At 59.3% G+C, this 23244-nt stretch carries 18 protein-coding genes; all 18 read right to left on the bottom strand.

Annotation, left to right across the window (positions count from 1 at the left end; all coding sequences use genetic code 11):
• Positions 1-7 precede the first annotated feature (7 nt).
• Positions 8-403 (bottom strand): flagellar export chaperone FliS, encoded by a 396-nt coding sequence (fliS, locus tag AC3I65_RS07235; RefSeq protein WP_047226241.1) that lies wholly within the window; start codon positions 401-403, stop codon positions 8-10.
• Positions 404-536: 133 nt separating this feature from the next.
• Positions 537-1973 carry a flagellar filament capping protein FliD gene (gene fliD / locus AC3I65_RS07230; protein ID WP_076385834.1) on the bottom strand — a complete coding sequence of 479 codons (1437 nt, stop codon included), beginning with the start codon at positions 1971-1973 and terminating at the stop codon, positions 537-539.
• Between the two features lie 81 nt (positions 1974-2054).
• A complete protein-coding gene (locus AC3I65_RS07225) occupies positions 2055-2420 on the bottom strand; it encodes a flagellar protein FlaG (RefSeq protein WP_047226239.1) in 366 nt (121 codons plus the stop codon).
• A gap of 72 nt (positions 2421-2492) precedes the next feature.
• Entirely contained in the window at positions 2493-3344 is an 852-nt protein-coding gene (locus tag AC3I65_RS07220; RefSeq protein WP_024617493.1) for a flagellin domain-containing protein, read from the bottom strand.
• Positions 3345-3597: 253 nt separating this feature from the next.
• Positions 3598-3867 carry a hypothetical protein gene (locus tag AC3I65_RS07215; RefSeq protein ID WP_076385836.1) on the bottom strand — a complete coding sequence of 90 codons (270 nt, stop codon included), beginning with the start codon at positions 3865-3867 and terminating at the stop codon, positions 3598-3600.
• Entirely contained in the window at positions 3864-5156 is a 1293-nt protein-coding gene (locus AC3I65_RS07210) for a motility associated factor glycosyltransferase family protein (protein ID WP_488523590.1), read from the bottom strand. Before AC3I65_RS07210 ends, AC3I65_RS07215 begins: the two co-directional genes overlap by 4 nt.
• Positions 5157-5240: 84 nt before the next feature.
• Positions 5241-6167 (bottom strand): ketoacyl-ACP synthase III, encoded by a 927-nt coding sequence (locus AC3I65_RS07205; RefSeq protein ID WP_107322128.1) that lies wholly within the window; start codon positions 6165-6167, stop codon positions 5241-5243.
• Positions 6168-6397: 230 nt separating this feature from the next.
• Positions 6398-9331, bottom strand: coding sequence for a TIGR00180 family glycosyltransferase (locus AC3I65_RS07200; RefSeq protein ID WP_488523589.1), 2934 nt, complete (start codon positions 9329-9331; stop codon positions 6398-6400).
• 50 nt (positions 9332-9381) lie between these two features.
• Positions 9382-10119, bottom strand: coding sequence for a cephalosporin hydroxylase family protein (locus AC3I65_RS07195; protein ID WP_025212481.1), 738 nt, complete (start codon positions 10117-10119; stop codon positions 9382-9384).
• A 15-nt stretch (positions 10120-10134) separates the two neighbouring features.
• A complete protein-coding gene (locus AC3I65_RS07190) occupies positions 10135-11205 on the bottom strand; it encodes a class I SAM-dependent methyltransferase (RefSeq protein ID WP_305467778.1) in 1071 nt (356 codons plus the stop codon).
• Positions 11195-12052, bottom strand: a complete 858-nt coding sequence (locus tag AC3I65_RS07185) for an NAD-dependent epimerase/dehydratase family protein (RefSeq protein ID WP_076385844.1) — start codon at positions 12050-12052, stop codon at positions 11195-11197. Before AC3I65_RS07185 ends, AC3I65_RS07190 begins: the two co-directional genes overlap by 11 nt.
• The gene (locus AC3I65_RS07180) at positions 12049-13275 is read right to left on the bottom strand and encodes a methyltransferase domain-containing protein (RefSeq protein ID WP_488523588.1); all 1227 of its coding nucleotides are present in this window, start codon (positions 13273-13275) and stop codon (positions 12049-12051) included. Before AC3I65_RS07180 ends, AC3I65_RS07185 begins: the two co-directional genes overlap by 4 nt.
• Positions 13272-13832: a dTDP-4-dehydrorhamnose 3,5-epimerase family protein gene (locus tag AC3I65_RS07175; protein ID WP_076385848.1), complete on the bottom strand. Its 561-nt coding sequence runs from the start codon at positions 13830-13832 to the stop codon at positions 13272-13274. Before AC3I65_RS07175 ends, AC3I65_RS07180 begins: the two co-directional genes overlap by 4 nt.
• The gene (rfbG, locus tag AC3I65_RS07170; protein WP_488523587.1) at positions 13829-14911 is read right to left on the bottom strand and encodes a CDP-glucose 4,6-dehydratase; all 1083 of its coding nucleotides are present in this window, start codon (positions 14909-14911) and stop codon (positions 13829-13831) included. The genes AC3I65_RS07175 and rfbG overlap by 4 nt, the downstream gene beginning before the upstream one ends.
• Positions 14893-15666, bottom strand: coding sequence for a glucose-1-phosphate cytidylyltransferase (gene rfbF, locus AC3I65_RS07165; RefSeq protein ID WP_076385852.1), 774 nt, complete (start codon positions 15664-15666; stop codon positions 14893-14895). Before rfbF ends, rfbG begins: the two co-directional genes overlap by 19 nt.
• Positions 15667-15922: 256 nt before the next feature.
• Complete coding sequence (locus AC3I65_RS07160; protein ID WP_076385854.1) at positions 15923-19495, bottom strand: glycosyltransferase; 3573 nt, start codon at positions 19493-19495, stop codon at positions 15923-15925.
• A gap of 93 nt (positions 19496-19588) precedes the next feature.
• Positions 19589-21154 (bottom strand): flagellar hook-associated protein 3, encoded by a 1566-nt coding sequence (locus AC3I65_RS07155; protein WP_047226221.1) that lies wholly within the window; start codon positions 21152-21154, stop codon positions 19589-19591.
• 13 nt (positions 21155-21167) lie between these two features.
• Positions 21168-23234 (bottom strand): flagellar hook-associated protein FlgK, encoded by a 2067-nt coding sequence (gene flgK, locus AC3I65_RS07150; RefSeq protein WP_488523586.1) that lies wholly within the window; start codon positions 23232-23234, stop codon positions 21168-21170.
• Positions 23235-23244 lie beyond the last annotated feature (10 nt).

Raw genomic sequence — 23244 nt, 5'->3', positions numbered from 1 at the left:
GTGCTCCTTAGAATTGCGGACCCGGTACGGCGATGGCATCCCAACCTTCCTTGACCGTGCTCAGCAGATCGGCGACTTCGTCGAGGATCTTCGGATCAGTCTTGGCGTTGGCTTCGGCCAGGCGCTTCATCATGTAGGTATAGAGGCTATCCAGCTCGGTGACCGACTCGGCCTGGTTTTCCAGGTCCAGGCCTTCACGCAAACCGCCAATGATGCCGATGGCCTTACTGATCAGTACGCCTTTATTGGCGATATCCTTGCGCTCCATCGCACCCTTGGCCTGGGCAATGCGGTCCAGCCCGCCCTCCATCAGCATCTGCACCAGACGATGGGGACTTGCTTCGGAGGTTTGCGCCTGGGCGCCAATCTTCTGGTATTGGCGAAGGGCTAACATCGGATTCATGTTCTACCTCATCAAAAAAAACTTCGGTTCGTATAAACAGCGTATCGACGCCGCGTCAAAAAACTTTAGATCGAAAAAGCCGAAAGCCCGGAGCGTCCTGAGACGCTACCGGGCTTTTGTGTATCGACCAGAATCAGCTGTTTTTCTGCTGTGCCGTCATGGCTTCGAACATCGAGGTGATGTTACTGGCAGTGGCTTTCAGCCTGCCCACCAGGGTATCCATGTCGTTGTACTTTTTGGTCAGCACCGCGGTGAGGGTTTCGATTCGGCGATCAAGGGCCAACTGATCTTCGCTCAGTTTCGCCTTGAGAACTTCCAGGTTCTTGGATCGAGCCGTCAGGATGTTATCCACAGGCTTGCCATTGGAGTCCTTCTTACTGGTCTCCGTGTAGGGATTGAGTGCATTCTGCATGCGCTCGATCAGACCATTTTCCCCAGTGAACAGGGTCTGGATTTCTCCACCCAACTGCCTTTCGTTCACGGCAGTTGCGAACTTCGTACTGTTAAAATCCAGGGCACCAGTCGTCTGGTTGGTGGTAATCCCCAACTGCGACAACACGGTCAGCTTATCGCCAGCACCGGTTTCGGACAAAGGCGCGCGAATAGCCGCCAAAAGCGAGCGAGGCAATGAGTCACCGGTCAATGCTGCCGGAACCGAGTTACCTTCGGCATCTGTCGATGGCTTGGTCAGGGAAGTCACGGCCTTCGCAATAGCGTTATAAGCATCGACAAATTTCTGAATCGAAGCTTTCAGACCGTCGGTGTTGGCAGCAACGGTGACGGTCGTCGGGCCGGTACCGGCAACGACTAACGTCATGCTCAAGCCTGAGACCACGTTATCCAGCTTGTTGGTCGGACTGGTCATCGCCAGGCCGTCGACGTTGAACTTGGCATCCTGTGCGAACACCAGAGAACCTGAAGAAGTCGCGGTGGGGGGTGTAGCCATCGCTACAGAGCCGTCAGCCGCAAGACTGGCAATGCCGCTGAGAGAAATATCGTTGCCCGCACCAGTTTTAGTCGAGCCCACCACAAGACGTGAACCAAAACTGTCGGTCACGATGTTGGCGGCCAGACCGCTGGAGGAGTATTTGCTGTTGATAGCGTCCCGAACCGACTGCAGCGTCGAATCAGCAGGAATATCAAGGGTGTAATCCGTACCGCCCTGGCTAATGGTCAGCGTACCGGTCTCCACCGCACTGGAAGCGCCACCGGCGAAAGCAGCCGTGGCAACTTTTGAGGAGGTTGCCAGCTGAGTGACGTTGACCGAGTAGATACCACTTACCGCCGAGTTCCCGGCTGTCACCGTCAGCGCACTGGTATTGGCCGAAGTAGCGGAAACACCGGTGAATTGAGGCGTGGTCGTGCTGCCCAGGCTTTCAAGCGCGGACTGGAAGGTAGCCAACAGCGATTTCAGGGTGCCGATCCCCGAAATATTGGCGGTATTGGTCTTGGTGGCGCGGTCAATCTGACCTTGCTTGGCTGCTTTGTCAGAATCCACCAATGCCTTCACGATAGCACCGGTATCAAGGCCAGAGCCTAAACCCAAGCCAGGTAGAATTGGACTTGCCATGTGGGACTCCCTTCAGTGTGCCGCCGGTCTTTTGACCTTTAAAACGTCAAAAGAACCAAACAACAAAATTCGTGCCAGCTGTCAGGCTTGTGCGCTGAACAACAGGCTGCTTGCATCATTCAAACTGTTCGCCAGCTTGAGCACTTCTTCATTAGGGATCTGGCGAATCACTTCACCGGAGCCGCTGGCAATCACTTTGACGACCACTTTGCCTGAAGGCTCATCGATTGAGAACTCCAGATTGCGCTTGACCGACTGAACAAAGGTTTCGATCTCCTGAACCGCTCTCTTCAGTTTTTCCTGCTCGGCCTCAGCGTCTTTTGGCTCATCCTTGACCGGTACCACGGTGGCAGCATCGGCTCGAGGCTTCTCCACTGGCTTGTCGGCAAATGTCGTCGCCGGCTTCGCAGCTGGATAAGACAAGTTCAGCTTCACGCTCATATCCATGTCCATCACCTCTTGAACGGAAAAAGCGAGAGAGTACGCAAGCGCACTCCCCCGCTAAAACTCATCCGACTATTACTGAAGCAGCTTCAGTACAGCGGATGGCAGTTGGTTGGCCTGGGCCAGAACCGAAGTGGAAGCCTGTTGCAGAGTCTGCTGCTTGGTCAGCTGGGCAGTTTCAGCAGCGAAGTCGGTGTCTTGTACACGACCCAGTGCAGCAGCGGCGTTTTCGTTGATGTTCTGCAGGTTGGAGATGGTGCTGGTCAGACGGTTCTGGGCAGCACCGAGGTCCGCACGGCTGGCGTTGATGGTCGCCAGAGCAGCGTCGATCGCGTCGATTGCAGCTGCAGTGTTGGTTTCAGCCTCAGCACTATCAGCAGCACTGATCGCGATGGCAGCAGAGTCAACGCTCAGGGTCGCAGCGTCGAAGCTGTCGCTCAGGGTCAGAGTGATCTGGTTGGTAGCACCGGTGTTGGAGCCGACCTGGAAGGTCATGGTGCCAGCGGAACCGTCGATCAGGTTCTTGCCGTTCAGGTTGGTCGAATCAGCGATACGGGTCAGTTCGTCCGACATCTGAGCAAATTCTTTGTTCAGAGCATCACGGTCTGCAGTGCCGTTGTTGTCGTTTCGAGCCTGGACAGCCAGTTCACGCATACGTTGCAGAATGTTGGTGGATTCCTGCAGAGCGCCTTCAGCGGTCTGAGCGATGGAGATACCATCGTTGGCGTTTTTGATCGCAACAGTCTGACCGCGGATTTGCGAGGTCATACGAGTAGAGATCTGCAGGCCGGCGGCGTCGTCTTTGGCGCTGTTGATTTTCAGGCCGGAAGACAGACGGGTCATCGAAGTGGACAGAGCATCGGAAGCCTTGTTCAGGTTCTTCTGAACGTTCAACGATGTGACGTTAGTGTTTACTGTTAAAGCCATGACGAATTCCTCGTTGGTTGGGTACTGCGGCTTCCGGCCCTGGCAACCGCCGGGTGTGGCCTAGAGAACCTTCGTAATAGTTATCGTCGTAATCGGAACTTGCTTTAGCTGTTTTTTCAAATAATTTGCCATCAGGGTGCCACCCCTCGTAAATCAAGGACTTGGCAGCGCTCAGAAGGTAAAAAAATGACGTCAGGGAATTGCCGGAGCCGCTATTCGTCCAGACAGCGGTCCTAGCGGAGGGGAAAAAGACTTAAACCGCCTGACCAGCGGTCAATAGGTCAACCAGCTCGTACTCAAGATAATCCGCCAGCGAAAGCCAGTTCTGAGCCTGCTGATCGTTGAACATCAAGCCAAGCAAACCGCCCCACGATGACTGGACATCGCCTGGCATAAGCTCGACAAAAGGCTGGGCCGCCTCGACCACTGCAACCATCGCCAGCCCCGCCTCGACATCGCGGCCAAGACGAAACAGCCGAGCACATCCGCGTGCGTCTTCGATGACCACCTCAAGGCTGCTCATCGCACAAACTCTGGATGAAAAGCAGTGCCCACGATCATCGCTCCATCTCGACTGCTGTTATAAAAGCGCACCTGAGGGTGCCTGGCGACAAATCGCTCCAGCTCACACAAATAGCTACGGAAGTTGAGCTGAGTCTTGATGCGCTGGCCATGGCCATCAAGCACCCAATGCCTGGATGCGTCCAACTGTGGTCCCAAATCGCCGTCGTCCCAACCCGCATGGGTCTTGTCATGGGGAAAAGCGAAATCGGCTCCGAACAAAGTGACCTGCGCCGCGCCCATCCTGACGGCCAGGTCCACGGCCGGATGAATCACGCTGCCACCTACGTACAGCTCGCCCCGAGGCAGTTGCTGGCGCATTTGATGATAGACAGGGCTGGCGGAATAACCGGCATAACGGCGGCCCTGCCAGGCTTCAATCACCGATGGATCCGCCATTGGCAGGTAAACCAGGGCAATGTCGCCGGTGTCTTCGGGCGGAAGGTGGCGCGCCGAAATGCGTTGATCAATGCTGACCACGATATCCGGTCGGATGCCCTGGGTGATCAAGGGCCGATAGGCCGTATCGACACAGATCAATAGCGGCCGCTGGGCTTGGCTATTCAAGCCGCGAAGTCTCTCGAAATGTTGCTCAAGGCTGGGACCGGTGGCAACGACGAACGCCTCACGCCCCTTGAACGCGCCGAACAGCTCGGCAACATCGCGGTCGTCTCGCACGAGATTGAATGTCGATTGCAACCGCTGGACGATCTCGGGGGCTTGGGAATCGAACTCCCGATTAGTGAAGTCCAGATGAATTTCGCTGATCAGGCGATCACGAATCTTGGCACTGTAATCATCGGCCAGTACCAGCTCGGCGGGGAGCGCGAAGAATGGCAATTGGATTTCCGCCAGATCGCCCGAGTAGAGCAACACCACCCTGGGATCGGCAAGCCATGGCATCTGATCCAGTACCTGCAGTACCAGGGAAAACACCGCGCCGTTGAGAACATGAACATACAACCGCTCGAGCCCTGCCCGCTCCAGCAAGCGGTTTTGCAGGTCGCCCAACCCGGTGCCGTAGACATGCACTATGGTGGCATCCTGCGGCAGGCTGGCAGCTTGCAGATCAGCTTCGGCGAGACGGTCATGCCGGCTGGTCAGTTGGATGCCGTTGATGCTCAGGGTCGAACCCAGGCCCTCCACCAGATCGGCCTGCAACTCACCGGCATTCTCCAGCAGCAGCCGCTGGGCCACGGCCGGCCAGCGTTGCTCGATCACCTGGAAATTGCGCTCAAAGAACTCGCTCATGGCGTCTCGCTTTTCCATCAGGCAAAAAAATAGCGTTCAAGGTTACACCTTGGACGCTATTTTTTGTGCTCGGGCATTAACGGCTCAAGGACGATAAATGATCGCCGACCCCCAGGACAGGCCCACGCCAAAACCACTTAACGCCACGCGTTTCCAGTCGGAATCGAGCACGTGCTTTTCCAGCAGCAATGGAATGCTCGACGACACGGTGTTCCCGGTCTCGACCATATCCTTGATGAACTTCTCCGGCTCGCCTTCGAAACGCCGCGCCACCGCATCGACAATCGCCGCACTGCCCTGGTGAATGCAGAACGCATCGATGTCGCTGGCCTGCAGATCGGACTCGGCGAGCAACTCATGCAAATGAGCCGGAACCTTGATCAAGGCGAAATTGAACACTTGGCGACCGTTCATGAAGAACACCCCGTCGCTGACCTTCAGGTGCGGCGCACCGGAACCGTCGGTGCCGAACTTGGCCTTGCCCAGGTGCCACGGTGCATCCTCGCCCATCCAGGTAGCGGTAGCGGCGTCACCAAACAACATCGTGGTGTTGCGATCTTCCGGATCAACGATTTTCGAATACGGGTCCGCCGTTATCAGCAGGCCATTCTTCAGGCCGGCGGCTTCCATGAAGCCCTTGATGGCGTAGATGCCATAGACATAACCCGAGCAGCCCAGGGAGATATCAAACGCTGCGACAGTGGTCGGCAAACCCAGCTTGTCCTGAACGATGGCCGCCGTGTGAGGCAAGCCTTCTTCGTCGCCGTTCTGGGTAACGACGATCAGTACATCGACAGATTCACGTTTCAGGCCGGGATTGTTGGCAAACAGCGCATTGGCCGCTTCTACACACAGGTCCGAGGTTTCCTGCCCGTCATCCTTGCGCGGCAAGAAGGCGGAACCGATCTTGCCCAGGATGAACTCTTCATCCTTGTCGAACTTCGCACCTTGTGCGTAATTATCCACGCCGGCTACAGGAACGTAGCTCGCAATGCCTTTTATGCCAATCATTACGGCTTCCCAATTAAAAACAGCCCAATACCACCGCTCGCAAGGATTCGAGGGGCGCCGACAAACGGGAAGTGTAAAGGGCTATCACTGGGCCTGATAAGGGCCAGGCGCCATCTTCCCGGTCAATACAATACAGTGAAGATGCGCGTTATGACTCACAGGTCACGCGATTTTACTGATTAAGCCTTTTGAAAAGGCCTAATCAGCAACAACGGATTTAGTAACAGACCCTATGCAAGCAACCGCGACCAATCGACAGCCGTAGCGGTGCCCAGCGCAAAGCCGGTGCCGGTCAAGGCCAGGTTGGGGTTACGGGCCGGGTCGTGTTCAAAGCGCGCCCGCCATTTGTCCTGCAGAGCGCCGGCAGCCTGTGGCGCTTGGGCGAATGTGCCGGGGTGCAGCATCTGGGCCTGAGGGGTCCAGACGGTGAGATAACCCGCATCGGCCGCTTTCAGGCACAGATCGACATCGGCAAACGCCTCAGCGAAGTGGCCCTCGTCCAGGCCGTCCACGGCTTCGAACAGCTCCTTGCGGATCATCAGGCAAGCGCCCGACACCGCCGAGTAGCTCTGCTCCACCTGATGACCGTTGAGGTAGCCCTTGGCGTCCTTGCGTTCGCCAACAAACACCGAGCCCACCTGGCCGTCGGGCTTAAGCACCAGCCCGGCCTGGGTGGTGACACCGCGGTTGTCCATCTGTTTGCTGCCGATGACCCCCACTTCAGGCCGCTGGGCCTGGTTGAGCAGACTGTCGAGCCAGTTGGAGTTGACCACTTGCACCTGAGCAGACAGCAGCACCAGATAGTCACCTTTGGCCTGGCCGCTGGCCCAGTTGTACAACGCCGAAGTGCTCAAGCGGCGGTCGCTGCGCAGGATGCTAATCCGGTCGCCCTTGCCTTCCAGGCTATCCAGCCACTGGATCAGGTCTTCGGATTGGCTGTGGTTGTCGGCAATCACGATTTCATGACGATGGTAGCGGGTACGCTGCAGCACGCTGACCAACGCCTGTTGGATGTGTTCGAAGTTGTCGCGGCTCTCAAGGATGATCGACACCAGTGGCCGTTCGGCGTGCTGGTAATCGATCTGGTAGGTCAGCGGCTGGGCCGAAGTGACCTGGGCGCGATAGCCCCGGGCAGTCAAGTGACGGGTCAACACCTGACGCTCTTGAGGGTTTTCTTCCTGCGTCGGGGCGTTGCAGATCAACAACGGCTCGGCCAGATGCGCCAGGCCGCTGAGCCCTTCGTCCTCGATCAGGCGCAACAGCAGGTCCAGTTCCAGGGCCTGGGTGTATTGCGCGGTAAAGCCACGGGCCTGGGTCAGCACCTCACGGCGAATCAGCCAGTGCCGCGCCATCAACGAAGGCACCGATTGCAACAGATCGAGGTTGACCCCCGGACGGAATACGTCGGTGAGGCCGCCATCGGCCTTGCGCTGGATTTCATCCATGGCCACCGCGCGCACGCCCTCGGCACCGATCAGTTCGAGACTGGCGCGCAGCAGGCCGCTTTGGGTGAACTGGTCACCGGCTTCGGCCAGCAACAGCCAGTCGGCGGTGGATTGCCCGACGATCTGATTGATGCGCTCGACGTAATTGGTGGTGCTGACTTTGACGAAGTGCACGGTGTCACGCGCGGTGGTGGTCGCCGGCAAGTCACCCGTGGTGAACACCACGACGTTGAATGCTTTGCAATGGCCGTTGACCAGGCTGTCGAAGGTAGCCTGCAACTTGAACATGTCAGCGTCCAGATCCAGCAACAGGATGCCAAACCGCGGCCCGCCCTGATGCTCGGCCAGGTGGGCGGCGATGGACTTGAGTTGCTGTTCATCGGGGTTACGTGCTTCAAGCCAGCTCAACAAGCGACCGGAGTGCATGTTCTCCAGTAACCGGCGATCCTGCTGCCCCGGCACCGAGTCCAGACGCTCGAGCCAGGCCTGCAACTTCACCGATTCTTCAGGCTCGTCGCTGTTCTTCAACGACTCGGCCAGGCGCTTGACCACGGTACGATTGAACGCGTACAGGCCTTGGGCCTCCCACAAACGACTGCGCAATGTGCGCTCGTCGTCATTGGGTTGCACCTGCATCAATTCGTGCTGGCGCAGCAGGATGCCTTCCAGTTGCTGAAGCTGAAGGCGACCGGCCGGCATTGCATGCAGCAGGAATTCAAACTGGGTCAGCAGATCGAAAACCCTCTGATTATAAAATGGCATTTCAACAAACTGCTGTGGGCCAAACGAACGTATCGGCTCGCCCCCTGCTTCCAGCCAGGCGGAACGAATGATCTGTGTACCTTTGAGTGAGCGCCCCTGCTGCAAGCAGTCAGCCATGGCTGCAAAACTGTCCAAAGCAATCTGTTTGATACGCTCCGGAGCCTGCTGGGTAAGCTGGGTAGGCACGGATGCGAGAAACTCGGCGAACTGTTCCCGCTCGGCAACGCTTTTGGCGTCCTTGTAGCTAAGCACGGTCAACACATTGGTGTTGTGTTCGGAACCGCCGTAGTTGAGTTCGCGCACGGCGAACGGAATCGGCAGGATCCGCGCCTTGGCGCACGCCAGCAAGTAAAAGGTATGACCGATTTCCTGCCATTCGAAACTGGTGCCTGGCGGCAGCATGCCGTACCACTGCTGCAGCAGGTCGGTGCGGGTCACGGCGTAGAACGGCGGAAGGAACTGATCCATGAAACGGATCACACGGTCCTCGGCCAGTTCGCTGTTGTAGTCCTCATGCACCTTGCGATCACGACGGAAGTAGCAGACTTCCGTGGCGCAGGACAAATACATGATCCCGTAGCCATGGCACAGGCCATAGTCAGGGTTGGCTTCGAGGAACTCCACCGATTCGGTCAAGGCATCGTGCAGCAGGAAATCGTCATCGGCGGCGAACACCATGTAGGGCGTCGTGACCTGATTGACGCCGTACACCAGCTTGTCTTGCAGCCCCTTGTAAGTGAACTGAGGCAAGTGCCGGTAATCGACCGAGGGAAAATCCCGGGCAATTTGCTCATCGCGCTCGACCGATGAGTCAAGCACCAGCACCGAACACGGATAGCCGCTGTAGTAATGCAATGTCCGGCGCAGGAACGCACTGCGGTTGTGGGAAATCACCACCACTGTGAACCGCTCGTTCAGCGGTGCCACGTTGCTTTGAGCATTGTTTCGAACCTGCATATTTCCTGTCCCCACAACCTGCCAGACGCCAATGATTTGATACGGATGAATTAACGAACCCGGCGCAGATAGCCATCCGGTGCAACGGTGATCAGCAGCTTGTTCTGCAACTGCCGGTCAATTTCGAAATCGCCATTTTCCTCGAGGTATTTCCACACCGCGGTTTTCGGGTTGTCGCCCGGGCCCCATGGACGATCCGGGAAAAAGTCCGCCGGCATGTCCTCGACCACGGTGTCCATCACCACGCAATAGCTGCCTACCGAAACCAGCGGCGCGTACAGACGCAGTTCTTCGAGCACATGGTCGTGGGTGTGGTTGGAATCGAGCACCAGGATGACTTTCTTGCCTTTGGCCGCTGCATGGACCTGCTCGGCGATGGCCGGATCGATGCTCGAACCCTCGATCATCGAGATGCGTTTGCTCATCGGGTGGCTCTCGATGGCTTCACGGTTATGGGGGCGGATATCCAGGTCGATGCCCAGCACTTCACCGTGGCCTTGCAGCTCCAGCAACGAGGCGTAATAGATGATCGAACCACCGTGGGCGATGCCGCACTCGATGATCAGGTCAGGCTTGATCTGCCAGATCAGTTCCTGCATGGCCATCATGTCCTGCGGCAACTGGATGATGGGGCGGCCCATCCAGGAAAAATGGTAGCTGTACTTGTGACGGGCCGATTCGTTGAAGAACTCTTTGGCCAGGCCAACGAGTTTCTGGTCTTGGCCTTGACCGGCGATTTCGGTCTGGCATTGGGCTTCGAAGGCTTTATGGATCGTGTTGTCGGTCATGTTCGAATCTCGTGGTTATTGGAACGAAGCACTGTCAACGGCGTGGTAGACGTAACGCCCACCGGTCATCCGCTTGATCTCTTCAAGGTAATTGGAATTCATCACAAACACGTGCGCCCCTTCAGGCAAGGTATCCATCGCCTCATCCGGTGAGCAGACACGCGCGCCACTCAAGGGTAGATACCGTCCCTGCTTGGCCGGGTTGATATCCACCACGCAGTCCACCGCCACACCAGCGCGTTGCAGGAACAGCGAATAGATCACACCTTTGGACGAAGCCCCCCAGATCGCCGAGCCCTGCTGCGGCGCAGCCTGGATAATCTGCACCGCGCGCCCGAGACTGGCAGTGAAGCCGTCCGGCAACGCGAGTTCCGCCGCGGGTTCTTCCGGCGTCAGGCGCAACGTAGCCAGGTCAGCCACGATGTACAGGTACTGGCCGCCGAACAGATGTCCGGCTTCATGCACCGTGCCGAACATTCGGCGCAGGTCATCGAGGCGGAAATAATTGACATGCTCGTAGAACAGGTCGAACCAGGCGCGATGCTCCAGGATCCAGTCCAGGCATGGCACTTCGATGTAGATCTGGCCGCCCTGATTGGCCGCTGCGATTTCGGTGAGAAAGCTCAGCGGGTCCTGGATGTGCTCAAGCACATGACGAAGCACCACCGCGTCGGCCGACAGGCCCAGGTCACGAGTGAACGGGGCCTTGATCACATCGGCGTTATCGCCCTCGTAGGCCGGGTCGATGCCCGTGATGGCGTAGCCACGCTGCTTGAGCAGTTCCAGGAAATAGCCCTTGCCACAACCGACCTCGATCAGCTCCTGAGCGCTGAAGTGCCGGGCAATGATGCCTTCTACCTCAGACAGATGCCGCTGGAACTGCGCCGAGTGGGCCTGTTCGTTCTGATAATCACTGTCGTAGCTGAGCTTGTCGGCATCGAATGCCTGGTTGAAGACCAACCCGCTCACTTCGTCCTGGACGAGTACCATATCGGCACATGCCGAGGCTTTGGCCGACTGCTCATCGGCAAAGGTCCGGTTTTGCAAAACCGGAAGACCGGTGGCCCGGTACAGCTCACGCGTCATGTGCGGCTCCCAATAAGTTTTGCAAACGGTCAGCCACGCCCCAGAACGCCATGGGTTCGTGAGTCGGGTAAGGATAATGGCCCAGGTTCAGGCGAAGGGCGGCACCACGCTCGCGCAGGTGTGCTTCCACCAGCGCGCGCACTGACACCGGTTCGCCGCTGGAACAATTGACCACGCCATTGAAACGGCGCCGCAGCAGCAGGCCAGCCAAATGGGCGGCCGCAGTCTCGATCGGCAGGTAATCGCGCAACTGCTCCCCCCCGGACATATCGAATACCGCTGCTTGCGCATCGATGGCCCGGTCCAGCGCCGCCAGCAGGCTGTTGGGGTTCTGGCCAGCGCCATGCAGGTAGAACAAGCGGGCCCACTGCAAGGTAAAGGGATGCTCGCGTTGCAGGTGTTCGAGAAACAGGCGCAAGGTGTTTTTCGCCAATCCGTAAGGATTGGCCGGTTGCGGCGCAGTCTGCTCGTCGAGCGGCCCGCTTTGCAGGCCGTATTCGAAACAGGTGCCAGTGACCAGCACTTGGGAAATGCCTGCCTCGACGGCCTTTTTGATGAAGCGATAATCAGCCATCAAGTTGTGTTCGAAATGAAACAGTGCCTGGTAATTCGGCAACCCAGGCCAGGCCAGGTGCGCCAACGCATCGACCCCTTCGACCAGCGCCGCGACGTCCAGCGCCTCGTCGTGGACATCAGCCGCCACGAACTCGACCTGGTCGAACCAAGGCAATGCTCTCGCCGGTTCGACCCGACGAGCAACAGCCCTTACCTCACAGCCACGCGCTAGCAACGCCTGGACCAGATGACGGCCGACGAACCCTGTAGCGCCAGTCACCAGGACCTTCATAGCACCGTCAACTCAGGCACGGCTATCACGAACTGCCCACCCCATTGACGAACCTCGGCCAACTGCTGGCTGACTTCGCTCAACAGGTTCCAGGGCAGGACGAGGACGTAATCGGGTTTCTCCCGCGCGATACGCTCGGGCGATACGACCGGGATTCGGCTGCCCGGCAAGTACTTGCCCTGTTTGTGCGGATTGGCATCGGCTACCCATGCCAGCAGGTCGGGTTTGACCCCGGCATAGTTGAGCAACGTATTACCTTTGGCGGCCGCGCCATAACCGACCACATGCTTGCCATCAGCCTTGGCCTGCAACAGGAAGCGCAGCAAACCATGCTTGATGGCCTCAGCGGCCGGCGCCAGGGTGGCGTAATACGCAGAGGTTTTCACGCCAGCGGACAGCTCAGCCTGCAATTGCTGTTGCACCGTGGCCAGCACCGGACGACGCTCGCCATCGGAGCGCTGGACGAACACCCGCAGCGAGCCGCCGTGGGTCGACAGTTGGCTGACATCGAATACTTCCAGCCCGTTGCGCTCGCACAGTGTTTGTACGGCCGTCAGCGACAGGTAGGAAAAATGTTCGTGATACAGGGTGTCGAACTGCTGCCCGGCCATCAGCGTGAGCAATTGCGGAAACTCAAACGTCGCGACGCCCGTCGGCTTCAGCAGCGTGGCGAAACCGGCGAGGAAATCATTGATGTCCGGCACATGGGCGAGCACGTTATTGGCCGCCATCAGGTCGGCTGCCCAACCCTCACCCACAAGTTGCGACGCGGTATCGCGGCCAAAGAACAGCTCGCGAATTTCCAGACCTTTTTCACGAGCCGCCTCGGCGGTGCTGCGGGTCGGCTCGACGCCCAGGCACGCAATGCCGCGCTTGGCCACGTACTGCAACAGGTAACCGTCGTTGGCGGCAATCTCCACCACGCGGCTGTCCGGGGTCAAATCGAAGCGTTCGACCATCTCGGCCACATAGTGCTCGGCATGGGCCAGCCAGGTACTGGAGAACGAACTGAAATAGGCGTAGTCGGCATCGAACAGACTGTCGGCGCGGGTGTAATCCTCGGTCTGTACCAGCCAGCACTGCTGGCATACCGCAACCTTGAGCGGCACCCACTGCTCGGCCTGCTCCAGTTGGTCAGCCCGCACGTATGCGTTGGACGGCGGCGACGTGCCAAGGTCAATCAGTGGCAACACCAGGGCAGTCCCGCAACCTCGGCAATTCATACACGCACTCCAGCGAAATGCTCGTCGAGCAAGGGATGGCTGCTGTCCCGCATCGACAGATTATTGACAGGCAGCGGCCAGGCAATCGCCAGCCGCGGATCATTGACCGATACGCCACCCTCATGCTCCGGGGCGTAATCGGCACTGTGCAGATACAGGAGCTCGGCATCGTCGGTCAGGGTCTGGAACCCATGGGCAAACCCGGCCGGGATCAACAGGCTGCGGCCGTCACCCGCCGTTAAATGTTCGGCATGCCAGTGCAGGAAAGTGTCGGAATCGGGGCGCAAATCCACCGCCACATCCCAGACCCCACCGCGCAGGCAAGTGATCAATTTGGCCTCCGGTTGCGCCGCGCTCTGGTAATGCAGACCCCGTACGCTACCTCGCTCACGGGTGCAGGAATGGTTGATCTGACGGATATGAAACGGTTGGCCGAACGCGCTCAGACTGCCCTCGCAGAACAGCCGGGCAAAATGCCCGCGCTGGTCTTCGAAGCGTTTGTGCTGGACGCTGAACAGCCCGGCAAGAGGCAATGCCTTTAACAAAAACTCGCTCACAACGCGCCTCGGTACAGATTCAATTGGCCGAGGGTGACCTGACGCATGTCATCGCCGTTTTGCCACGCCAAATGCCAATCGAGGGTCTGGGCAAGGCACTGCTGCAACGACCAGCGCGGTTGCCAACCCAGCAACTGACGGGCACGGCTGCTGTCCAGGCGCAGCAGGCCGGCTTCATGCAAATCACTCGGTTCGATCCGTAGGCCCGGCGCCAGCGGCCAGCGTTCGGCGAGCAACTGGACGACTTCGCCGACGCTGCACATGTCGGCCTCGCCGGGGCCAAAGTTCCAGGCACCGGCAAACTCCGGGCCTTGCTCATAGAGCCGCGCGGCCAATTGCAGGTAACCGGCCAGCGGCTCCAGGGCGTGCTGCCAGGGGCGTACGGCCTGGGGATAACGCAGCGTCACCGGTTCGTCCGCCGACCAGGCCTTGAGCACGTCTGGAATCAGCCGTTCAGGGGCAAAATCACCGCCGCCCAGTACGTTTCCAGCCCGGGCCGTAGCCAGGGCCAGGCCGTGTTCGGCGTAACGATCGGCGGAGAAAAACGAGGCGGCATAAGACTGCGCCAGCAACTCGCAGCAGGCCTTACTGCTGCTGTAAGGATCGTGGCCACCCAGGGCTTCGTTTTCGCGGTAGGGCCACAGCCATTCCTGATTGGCGTAGACCTTATCGGTAGTGACCAGGACACAGGCTCGCACGCCGCCGAGCTGGCGGACCGCTTCGAGCAGGTTCAGGGTGCCCATGACGTTACTGGAATACGTGCCCAGCGGATCGCGATAACCCTCGCGTACCAATGGTTGAGCCGCCAGGTGCAGGACGATCTGCGGCTGCACGTCGGCGAGCACTTCCAGCAACGCGCCGAGGTCGCGCAAATCACCGCGCCGATCATCGATGCCCTCGCCTACCCGTGCCAGCTCGAACAAGCTGGGCTCGGTGGCCGGATCCAGGGAAAAACCGCTGACCCGAGCGCCCAGGCTTTGCAGCCACAGCGCCAGCCAACTGCCCTTGAAACCGGTGTGGCCGGTGACCAGCACCCGCTTGCCGCGCCAGAACTCCGGGCTCAACCCCATTGTTTCCATGGGGCCTCCCCGCTTTGCCACAGGGCCTCAAGATGATTTTTATCGCGCAGGGTGTCCATCGGGTGCCAGAAACCGTCGTGCTGGAACGCCTGCAGTTGCTGTTCCGTTGCCAACGCTGCCAGCGGCTCGGCCTCCCAGGAAGTCTGGTCGTCAGCGATATAGGGCAGGACCTTCGGCGAGAGGACAAAAAAACCACCGTTGATCCAGCCACCGTCACCCCGAGGTTTTTCGGTGAAACCCAGGACGCTATCGCCGTCGCGCTCCAGCGCACCGTAACGTCCAGGAGGCTGGACTGCCGTCACCGTGGCGAGCTTGCCGTGCGCCAGGTGAAAATCCACCAGCGCACCGATGTTGAGGTCTGAGACGCCGTCGCCATAGGTAAAGCAAAACGCCTCTTCGTTTTCCAGATAACGCGCCGCCCGCCGCAGCCGGCCGCCGGTCATGGTGTCTTCACCGGTGTCGATCAAGGTCACGCGCCACGGCTCGCTGTAGTTCTGGTGAACGTCCATGCGGTTGTTGCACATGTCGAACGTGACATCGGAGGTGTGCAGGAAGTAGTTGGCGAAGAAGTCCTTGATGGCGTAGCCCTTGTAGCCCAGGCAAATGACGAAGTCGTGGATTCCATGGGCGGAATACTGCTTCATGATGTGCCAAAGAATTGGCTTGCCACCGATCTCGATCATCGGCTTGGGCTTGAGGTGCGACTCCTCGCTGATCCGCGTGCCGAGACCACCTGCCAAGATAACTGCCTTCATCGTCTCCCCTCTTGTCCATCACCGGGCTCGGCCAAGCGTTGTTTCGCTTTGCGGGCGCGGGGATTACACCTTCGATGCCGATCCGGGCGCCGCGGAATGCCGCAAGCGCTCGTTTTATGGCGATATGAGGGGGGCTTGCAGGAAACGCGCCAGCTCGCCGGAGGGGATTTGAATCAAAACAGGGTTGAATACTGATCTTAGTGGCGAGGGAATTTTATCCCCTCGCCACAGGCCTTCCGGCCCAAACAGCTCATGCTCAGTCCGGCAACCAGCCCCACAACCAATGCTGCAAGTTGTCGCCGCTGAGCATGAAATCACGAAGCACCGCTTCGCGCAGTTCATCGCCCATGCGGTAGCTGGCGTCAGGGTCGGCCAGGTGCATGCGGATTGCCGCGATCCATTCCTCGGTACTGTTGCTGCGCACCTTGGTACACGGCAGGAAGCCGTCGTAGGCCTTGGTGTCGGTGCAGATAACCGGATAGCCGCAGGCGCCGTATTCCAGCAAGCGCAGGTTGCTCTTGCAGTCATTGAAGATATGGAATTCCAGCGGGGCCAAGGCCAGGTCCAGGTTCAGGCTGGCCAATTTGGAAGGATAAGTGCTCAAGGCAACCGACCGGTGGAATTCATGGATGTACGGCCGCAGCGCATCCGGACACATACCAAAGAAGACCCACTCCACCTCGCCTGCCAGTTCGCGAACCACGTCCGCAATGATCTCCAGGTCGCCGCTGTGACTTGTCCCACCTCCCCAACCCACTCGGGGCTTGGAGGACGTACCGCGGCGACTGGTCAACCGACTCCATGGCTTGGGCGGCAGCATGTTGGGCACGATACGGATCTCATGGTGCATGCTGGACAACGCATCAGCGAGCGACGGCGTCGTCACCACCACGCGATCACACAATCCGATCCCTTCGCGCAGCATCTGCTCGATATTGACCGGCTTGTTGCGCGCATGAGTGTTTTTCTTGGGCGCATTGACGACGTAATCGTCAAGCTCGAAGATCCGCAGGGCATTGGAATACTTCTTCATCCTCAGGATATCGCCGGCGGCACCTTCACTGTAGCGCCCCTGCAAGACGATCGTATCCGGCGACAAGCGCTCGACTTCAACGGTCGAAGGCGATTCGTAGGCGACTCGGGCAATCACCCGTCCCGCAGCCTCCAGTTCGGCCAACGGAGCCGTGACACGATAATGGCCGACCGCGGTGGCGTTGACCGGCAAGCCAAGCACCAATGGCAACGCACGGGTGCAGAACGGATTCCAGTTGTTGCGCAGCGAAGGCTCCAGGCTGAAGCTTGATGCCCCCAGGCTCAGCGCAGGATTGTAGGCAGGATCCCGGGCAATCTGCGGCAACCATCTACGAGAGAAGATTTCGTGTTCGCGCTCCATCAACGTGGTTTCGTCCGGCCGGACAACGCTCGATTGAGGGTCGATTTTCATCACGGTGGCGTAAGGCGTCCAAACCACCAGATAGCCGTGCTGGCCAGCGCGCAAGCACAGGTCGGCATCGCTGAGACCGAGGGTAAAGGACGCTTCGTCCAGGTAGCCGAGCTCATCGAAAACCTGCTTGCGCACCATCAGGCAGTCGCTGCTGACCGAACTCCAGTTCTGGGTGGTGTGCAAACGTTGCATATAGCCCCGGGAAGCCGCTGGCTCACCGTAAAACGGCGTCCCCACCGGCCCGGCCAACCCGAGAATCTGCCCGCCGCCAACAAGGGCGCCTTGAGGGCTGAGGATCCTGGCACCTACCACCGCGACCTCAGGTCGCTGGGCATGATTGATCATCTCATCCAGCCAATCATTATCGCGGACGATCGTGTGCGCACTGAGCAGCAGCAAGTATTCACCACTGGCTTGGCTGGCGGCAAAATTACGCACAGCGGCGTCATTGGCCTCGCCGACATGACGCAGTACCCGCAGCATGCTCGCCCCCAACTGCGCCATGCTCGCCAGCCAGTCGAGCATAGCCGGATCCTGAACGCCGCTGTCCACGATCAGGATTTCATAATGGGTATAGGCAGTACGCTCGATCAGGCTTTCGGTGCAGTGTTGCAACGCCGCAAGCGAGTCGCCGGTACGCACGATAATCGACACCAGCGGACGTGCACCGTGTCGATAGTTGATGCGATTGATCAACGGCATCGTATCCGGTGAGATCTTGTGTTCGATGCCGATACGATCCAGATGCGCGCCAACCAACCGGGCATTGCCTTCGATGACCTCGGGCAGCGACAACCATTGGGCGAAGCTCAGGGCCGACTCGACTTGGATTTCCGGAATGTGTTCGATGGTCTGAGGGCCGGCCTCTTCCACCAGGCGCCAGAGCAGATCGTGGGGCGCCAGTTCGCCCTGGGTCGGCTCGAAGCCGCCCGCGGTCATGAACCGCTCACGCTCGAAAGCCAGGGTCCGACCGACATAGGGATAGGCGCGCATCAGGTCCAGATTGAAGTCCGGCTTGAATACCGGCTCGAAGGACTCCCCGTCCACCAACGCACCTTCATCACTGTAGACGCAAAGAATGCCCTGCCTCCCGGCCACGCGCTCGGCCAGGATCAGCAATGCCGAATCGCGCAAGACGTCGCCCGCTCGCAGCAGGTAAAACCAGTGCGCGCCTTCCAGCTGTGGAACGATGGCATTGAGCTGACGCGGCCAATCGGCCTGATAAGGCAACTGCAGCACTCGCTCGTCGACCTCGCAATGCGCATCGGAAAGCACCACCACGGCCTGGGCGCGATACAGCTGGCCCTTGATGCTACGCAACGTCGCCGCAAGCGACGTCGCATCACCGAGGGCGTCGATGATCACAGGCACGATGTTCGGCTGAAACGGCCAGCTATCGATGCGCGCGGGCATGACACGCCGCTCAACCTCGCTGAACTGGCGGACGCTCAGCCATTCGCGGTAAAAGTCGGCGTAGCTCTCACTTTGCGCCCCTACCCGACCATTGACGACGGTATTGCGGTTGCCCAGCACGCGGGTTACGCAGAGTTCCTGCCAGGCATGAGGCTGGTCAGTGATTTTGTTCAAATCGATGCAGCGCACCCAACCCGAGGCCGGAGCCGCTTCGCCGCTGCGCGCAACAAGCATCTGCGCCAGCCACCCCCCTTCTGCCTTCGCGGCCTTGAGCATTTCCGGAGTCTTGCTCAAACGCTCCGGGTACAGCCGCTCGACACTCAACACGGTATTCAAGGCAATCAAGTTGCCACGACGCATCAGGCAGACGAACAAAGCAAAGTCGAGCAAAGCGACAAAACCGGCACCGTCCTGAAGGAGCGCCGGCAGCAATTCCAGCACATCGGCGCGGCGCATCAGCGTCGAACTGAAATTGCCAACAAAGTTGGTCAGCGTGCTCTCGAAAATCGCCAGCATGTCATCGCCCTTGAGCAGAGCATCGTTCGGCGAGAAGCGGCAATTGTCCACACGAGGCGGCAAGATGAAGTTACCGGCGTCACACAACAACCGAAGCGCGAACACAACGCTGACGTCAGCATGATCCATCAACGCCTGGGCCTGCATCGCAATGCTCGGCGCAAACAGCCGATCATCGTCGCACAGCACTTTGATGAACTCGCCCCTGGCCTCTTCGACACAACGCAACAGGTTGCCCTGAAGCCCCAGTCGCTGCGGATTTCGCAGATAGCGGATCGGATGGGACGGCTCAGTGAAGGAATCGACTATCCGGCGAATTTCATCGCCAGGCGAATCGTCGCAAACAACGATTTCGATCTGCTCGTAAGTCTGGGCCAGGGCACTGAGCAGTGCCTGATCGAAGAACCGGGGGTTGTACGCAGGAATGACAATACTGACGAGGGGCAATGGTTTCACGGCGAAAACTCTCGAGCGGCGGGCCCCGACCTTTTCAGGCCGGAGCCCCGGAACCGCTTAAAAAAGACGGTTGGCGGCTCGGTCGATACCGGCTCAGATCTTGTTGAACAGGCCCAGTTGGGTGATCTTGCTGAAAGCCAGTTGCGAGGCTTGCAGCATGGTCTGTTGCAACGTCAAGCGGGTCATCACTTCGGCCGGATCGGAATCGCGGATCGACGATTGGGTCTGGCTATTGGCCAACAACAGGCTCTGGTTCGTGTCGCTTTGGGTTTCCAGAGCCTGACCACGCCCACCTACCGAACTCAAGGCGCTGGACAACTGATCGGTGCCGCTGGCCAGGTTGCCAATACCGGAGGCCAGCGAAGCCTGCAGCTTTTGCAGCGCAATCGGATCGTTGTTGGTTGGCGTGCTCAACGCGGTTTTCAGTTGGTTCACGGTGTCCAGAATGTTCTGGGTCTCGTGAGTATTGACCGCGATGCTGAACTGATCGTCCGCACCGGGCGTACCGTCCAGGGTGAAGCTCACGCCCGAGGCGGTGGCCACGTTGCCGGCCAGGGTGCCGCTGGACACCGGCTGGCTGTTGGCGGTCAACGGCGCGGCGTACAGGTCGAAGTCGGTGGCGCTGGTGAACTTCAATACGGCCGAACCGGTAGGGAAACTGGCGTGATACGCCACCGGGTCGGTGATCTCGCTGCCCGTGACCTGGACGGTGGTCGGGTTGCCCGGGCTGCGGGTCGCGGCAAAGGTGTCCGGCTTGGCGGCCAGGGTGAAGGTATGGCCCGGCAACACGGTATTGGCATCATCACCGGTTTGCAGATTGATGTTCAGGGTCAGTTCCAGACCACGGAACTGCACCGCCTGACCTTTTTTGCTGCTGGGATCAAAAGCGCCGCCCTGGCTGGCTTCGGCGGTGACGTCGTTGCCGCCGGAGTCGGTGATTCTCAGCTGCGTGCCGCTGGTGAATTCAACGGTATAGGGTTCGCCGCTGCGGAATTTGCTGTTGTAGCTGACACTGGACGAGACCTGACCGTTGGACAGCACCACGCGACCATCGTCCACCGCCGGCGCGGTCATGGTGACCTGGCTGCGGCTGGTGTTGACGGCCTGCTGGAACACTTCCCAGCCGGTGCTGTTGGTGGCCATCGACATGGTATCGCCGACAGGCAGGTCGAGGGTCACCTGGTCACCGTTGTAACTGTAGCTGCCATCGTTGTTGCGGGTGAACGGGATGGTGTCGCCCTTGGAACCGGCAAAAATGTACTTGCCGTTTTCGTCCTTGCTGTTCATCAGGCTGAGCAACTGCTCTTCGATCTGCGCCAGCTCCGAGGCGTTGGCCTGGCGGTCGGCGTCGGTGTAGCCAGCGTTGCCGGCACCGACGGCCAATTCCTTGGCGCGCTGCAGCACGTTGCCAATGCTGGTCATCACCGCTTCAGTGGTGCCCAGCGTCGCCTTGATGGTGTTGGCGTTGGTTTCGTACTGAGCCAGCATCGAGGCCTGTGTGCCCAGTTGCAGCAGACGTGAAGCCCCTACCGGGTCATCGGCAGCGGTATTGACGCGCACCAGGCTGCTGGCCTCTTCGCTGGTCTTGACCACATTGGCGAAGTTTTTCTGATAGTTCGCAGCCGTGGATTCGTAAAACTGGGCGGTAGAAATTCGCATGGGCTACGACTCCTTAAAGACTGTTGATCAATGTGCTGAAGATTTCCTGCGCAGCCTTGATGATCTGCGAAGATGCGGTGTAGTACTGCTGATACTTGACCAGGTTGCCGGTTTCTTCGTCCAGGTCCACGCCCGACAGCGAATCGCGAGCGCCCTTGGCGTTATCCAGGATCGCGCCGGTGGCTGCGCTGTCGAGCTTGCCCTGGGCGGCCTTGGAACCTACGCCCTCCACCAGCTTGCCGTAGGCATCGTTCAACGAAATGCCCTTGCTGGCGGAACCGGTGTCCACGGTCTTGGCAGTCTGCAAACCGGCCAGGACAGTGCCGTTACGGTTATCCAGGCTGCCGGCCTGGCTGACGCTCACATCGATCGCGGCACCGTTGGACGGCGCGCCAGCAATCGACATGTCGAAGGTGACGGTACGCTGCACCGGAGGTGCCGAGGAATCCATGATCGGGTTGCCGCTGGCATCCTTGAGTGGAACGCTCAGGCTCAAGGTATTGCTCTGGCCGGGCTTGATCGTGCCATTGCTGATCTCGACACCCGTGGCATCGAGCAACTGGTAAGCCTGGCTGGTACCGTCGGCGGACGTCGCGCCGAAGACCACCTTGACTGGCATCGAGGTCTTGATGCCGTTCTGGATGATGGTGGTGGTGGCTTCGTCGTAGATGTCCAACTGCGACGTCATGGTCGGCTGGCCGCTGGCCGGAATGGTCAGCGTACCGCTGCCGCCCGGCACGATGGCTGCGCCCAGCGGCGCGGCAATCGCCAACCGCTTGGAGTCGGTCATCTCGGTCTTGATACTGGTCGCCGCGTTGCGGGTCGGGGTGATCTTGAACGAATCGCCAACGGCAGCGGTGCCATTGGCGAAGGTCATCGAAAAGCCGTCGATCACCGGCGGCGGCGTCGTCGCGGTATTGAACGAACCCATCGAAGTGCCGTCAGGCAGGCGCTGGACCGTGTAGTCGGTGGCGCTGGTGAACTTCACCTTGTAATCATTGGTGGTCAGCGCGCCGGTGTCTTCGATGGCCACGTTGAAGTTGCCGGAACCGGCGCTATTGTTCAACGCGGCAATACTGCGCTGACTCATCTGCGCGGCACTGTTGATGTTGGTGAACAGGTTGGAACCGAAGGCGCCGTTCTTGTCGATGCCCGAGGCCTGGATCGCGTTCATCTGGTCGGCGACCACCAGGGCCACGCGGCCCAGTTCATTCATGGCCGGGTCAAGCACAGTGCTGCGATAGCGCATCAGGCCGCCGATCTCGCCGCCGGTAAGTACCTGGGTGAGGTCCATGACACTGGAACCGCTATTGAGCTGGATCCCCAGGCGGCCCGGATCGTTCTTGTCCGGCACGGTTTCCAGGGTGTTGACCGTATTGCCCATCACCAACGGCTGGCCGGAACCCAAGTAGATGTCCAGGCTGCTGCCGTTCTCCACGATCTGAGTGCCGGTGAAGGCCGAGAGCTGGAGAATGGTCTGGTTGCGGGCGTCGAGCAGGTCGTTGGGAGCACCGCCGGAGTTGGAGACTTCGGCGATTTTCTTGTTCAACTGAGCGACGGTGGTAGCCAGTTTGTTGACCTGATCGACCATGCTCGACAGGTTGCCGTTGATGTTCTGATTCTGCTCCGTCAATTGGCTGGCGACCGAATTGAAACGATTGCTCAAGGCTTGCGCATCGCTGAGCAGCAACTGACGGGACGCATCATCGCCCGGCTTGGCGTTGACGTTCTGCACCGAGGCGAAGAACTTGGTCAGCGCGCCATTGAGGCCCGTGCCGCTGTCCGACAGCAAGGCATCGAGCGGGGTGATCTGCCCTTGATACGCGGCCGCATCGCTGTTGAGCGAGGTCGTGGTCTTCAACTGCGCTTCAAGGTAGGCGTTATAGACCCGGCGCACATCGGCCAGGGTGGTGCCGGAGCCGATGAAGACGTTGCCGTATTGATTGGACGCCTTGGTGGTCTGCACGGTCTGCTGACGCGAATAACCGGCGGTATCAACGTTGGCAATGTTATTACCCGTGGTCACCAATGAGGTCTGACTTGCGGACAGACCCGACATCCCGATGTTGAGCAAACTCATGGTTCAGACC

This window comes from Pseudomonas sp. N-1-13, assembly GCF_057787095.1.
This window is presented reverse-complemented; position numbering and strand designations above follow the sequence as displayed.

What these genes read in the sequence shown, in the direction of transcription:
- AC3I65_RS07210 (WP_488523590.1), bottom strand. Translation starts at nt 5,156, where the DNA reads ATGAGCGAGTTCTTTGAGCGCAATTTCCAGGTGATCGAGCAACGCTGG.
- AC3I65_RS07190 (WP_305467778.1), bottom strand. Translation starts at nt 11,205, where the DNA reads ATGACGCGTGAGCTGTACCGGGCCACCGGTCTTCCGGTTTTGCAAAAC.
- fliD (WP_076385834.1), bottom strand. Translation starts at nt 1,973, where the DNA reads ATGGCAAGTCCAATTCTACCTGGCTTGGGTTTAGGCTCTGGCCTTGAT.
- AC3I65_RS07220 (WP_024617493.1), bottom strand. Translation starts at nt 3,344, where the DNA reads ATGGCTTTAACAGTAAACACTAACGTCACATCGTTGAACGTTCAGAAG.
- AC3I65_RS07225 (WP_047226239.1), bottom strand. Translation starts at nt 2,420, where the DNA reads ATGGATATGAGCGTGAAGCTGAACTTGTCTTATCCAGCTGCGAAGCCG.
- AC3I65_RS07205 (WP_107322128.1), bottom strand. Translation starts at nt 6,167, where the DNA reads ATGATTGGCATAAAAGGCATTGCGAGCTACGTTCCTGTAGCCGGCGTG.
- AC3I65_RS07185 (WP_076385844.1), bottom strand. Translation starts at nt 12,052, where the DNA reads ATGAAGGTCCTGGTGACTGGCGCTACAGGGTTCGTCGGCCGTCATCTG.
- AC3I65_RS07180 (WP_488523588.1), bottom strand. Translation starts at nt 13,275, where the DNA reads ATGAATTGCCGAGGTTGCGGGACTGCCCTGGTGTTGCCACTGATTGAC.
- AC3I65_RS07215 (WP_076385836.1), bottom strand. Translation starts at nt 3,867, where the DNA reads ATGAGCAGCCTTGAGGTGGTCATCGAAGACGCACGCGGATGTGCTCGG.
- AC3I65_RS07195 (WP_025212481.1), bottom strand. Translation starts at nt 10,119, where the DNA reads ATGACCGACAACACGATCCATAAAGCCTTCGAAGCCCAATGCCAGACC.
- flgK (WP_488523586.1), bottom strand. Translation starts at nt 23,234, where the DNA reads ATGAGTTTGCTCAACATCGGGATGTCGGGTCTGTCCGCAAGTCAGACC.
- fliS (WP_047226241.1), bottom strand. Translation starts at nt 403, where the DNA reads ATGAATCCGATGTTAGCCCTTCGCCAATACCAGAAGATTGGCGCCCAG.
- rfbG (WP_488523587.1), bottom strand. Translation starts at nt 14,911, where the DNA reads ATGGAAACAATGGGGTTGAGCCCGGAGTTCTGGCGCGGCAAGCGGGTG.
- rfbF (WP_076385852.1), bottom strand. Translation starts at nt 15,666, where the DNA reads ATGAAGGCAGTTATCTTGGCAGGTGGTCTCGGCACGCGGATCAGCGAG.
- AC3I65_RS07155 (WP_047226221.1), bottom strand. Translation starts at nt 21,154, where the DNA reads ATGCGAATTTCTACCGCCCAGTTTTACGAATCCACGGCTGCGAACTAT.
- AC3I65_RS07200 (WP_488523589.1), bottom strand. Translation starts at nt 9,331, where the DNA reads ATGCAGGTTCGAAACAATGCTCAAAGCAACGTGGCACCGCTGAACGAG.